This is a genomic window from Sphingorhabdus sp., from assembly GCF_046292425.1.
Taxonomy (GTDB): Bacteria; Pseudomonadota; Alphaproteobacteria; order Sphingomonadales; family Sphingomonadaceae; genus Sphingorhabdus_B.
The window spans coordinates 1-1,994 of record NZ_JBKBQV010000069.1 but is presented as its reverse complement, the minus strand read 5'-3'; the positions used below and the strand labels follow the sequence as shown (position 1 = coordinate 1,994).

Here is a 1,994-nt window from a genome sequence, read left to right as displayed (position 1 = left end):
ACGCAAGCACAGCGTCAACCGGGTTCGACCATTAAGCCATTTGTTTATGCCACCGCACTCGACAACGGCATGACGCCGACATCGATTATCGTAGATGGACCATATTGCGTCTGGCAGGGTGCTAATCTGGGACAGAAATGTTTCCGCAATTTTAGCGGTCGTGGGGCCGGGCCGCAAACGATGCGATGGGGCTTGGAACAATCGCGAAACTTGATGACAGTACGCGCTGCGGCTGAAGCGGGTATGGACAATGTCACAGACACATTTCGTGCAATGTCGATTGGCGATTACCCGGATTATCTGTCCTATGCGCTTGGTGCAGGCGACACAACCGTATTGAAAATGGTCAACGCCTATTCGATGCTCGTCAATCATGGCCGCGAATTAAAGCCCACGCTGATTGATTTTGCCCAAAACAGAAAAGGCAAGGTCATTTGGCCTGACAAGTGGAAACCTTGCACCGGCTGCCGCGCGGCTGACTGGGATGGAAAGCCGATGCCGCGTTTTGCGCCAGCGGGTAAGCAAGTGATGGACCCGATAACGGCTTATCAGGTGGTACATATGCTTGAGGGTGTAATTGAACGCGGGACAGCGGTAACATTGCGCGAACTCAACCGTCCATTATTTGGTAAAACCGGAACAACGACGGGGCCGACGAATGTCTGGTTCGTTGGCGGGTCACCGCATCTTGTTGCTGGGCTTTATCTTGGTTTTGACCAGCCGCGCAACATGGGTGGCTATGCTCAGGGTAGTTCACTGGCTGCGCCAGTCTTCAAACAGTTTGCTCGGACCGCAATGGCCGACATGCCAAAGACGCCGTTTATAGCCCCCGCTGGAACGCGGCTTGTCCGCGTCGATCGGAAAAGCGGAAAACGGGTATATGGTGCGTGGCCGGGCGACGACCCCAAAAGCTCGGTGATTTGGGAGGCATTTAAGGCCGAGACCGAACCGAAGCGTTCAATTCGGCAGGAAGAGTTGGCGGCACGTGGTGACAAGCCGAGGAAAAAGACCGCATCTCAGACCGACAACACCGACATTTACACAAATGCGCCAAGTGCAAGTGTGGGCACAAAGCGGGACCAAGAATTTATTCAGCAAGAGGGCGGCATTTATTAGGCATGAGCCAGTGGGTGTTTTGTGTATCCAGACGCGCACTACGCATCGCTTCCTTTGACTTGAGCGTCCAATCCGCTAAAGGCCGCGGCTGACCTTTCATTCCCTTGGAGTTTCTTATGCGCGCCGACGCAGAAGGCTATGTTGCCCGCATTGATGCCGCCCTCAATCTCGTCAAGATGTCGCTTGATTGGGATCGCGCATTGCGTCGTTTGGATGAGCTGAACGCCAAGGTGGAAGATCCGACCTTGTGGGATAATCCGAAGGCAGCCGAAGAAGTCATGCGCGAACGCCGCCGTTTGGATGCGGCGATCGGCACTGTGCGTGAAATCGACGCAGATAAAACGGGCACGGTCGAACTTATCGAACTTGCCGAAATGGAAGGCGATGCCGAACTGGGCGACGAGGGCGCTGCGGCGTTGAAAGCGCTTGCCGACCGTGCCGATCGCGACAAGGTTGCGGCTTTGTTGTCGGGCGAAGCAGACGGCAACGACACCTTTATTGAAATCCATGCTGGCGCTGGCGGCACCGAAAGCCAGGACTGGGCCGAAATGCTTCAGCGCATGTATTATCGCTGGGCGGAACAGCGTGGCTACAAGGTCGAAATGGTCGACTATCAGGCAGGCGATCAAGCGGGCATCAAATCCGCAACCCTGCTGGTGAAGGGCGAGAATGCTTATGGTTACGCCAAGACCGAAAGTGGCGTTCACCGATTGGTCCGCATTTCCCCATATGATAGCGCCGCCAAGCGCCATACCAGCTTTTCCAGCGTCTGGGTCTATCCCGTTATCGACGACAATATCGATATTGAAATAAACGAAGGCGATCTGAAAATCGATACATACCGCGCGTCAGGCGCAGGCGGACAGCATATTAACACC

General features: G+C 54.9%; 2 protein-coding genes. Both read left to right on the top strand.

Features of this window, described 5'->3' with window-relative positions:
- Nucleotides 1-1,116: penicillin-binding transpeptidase domain-containing protein (locus tag ACK4S7_RS11930; protein ID WP_409647139.1), on the top strand; the 1,116-nt coding region annotated here is incomplete at its 5' end.
- A 116-nt stretch (nucleotides 1,117-1,232) separates the two neighbouring features.
- Nucleotides 1,233-1,994 (top strand): PCRF domain-containing protein (locus ACK4S7_RS11925; RefSeq protein ID WP_409647136.1); only part of this gene is annotated, 762 nt, incomplete at its 3' end.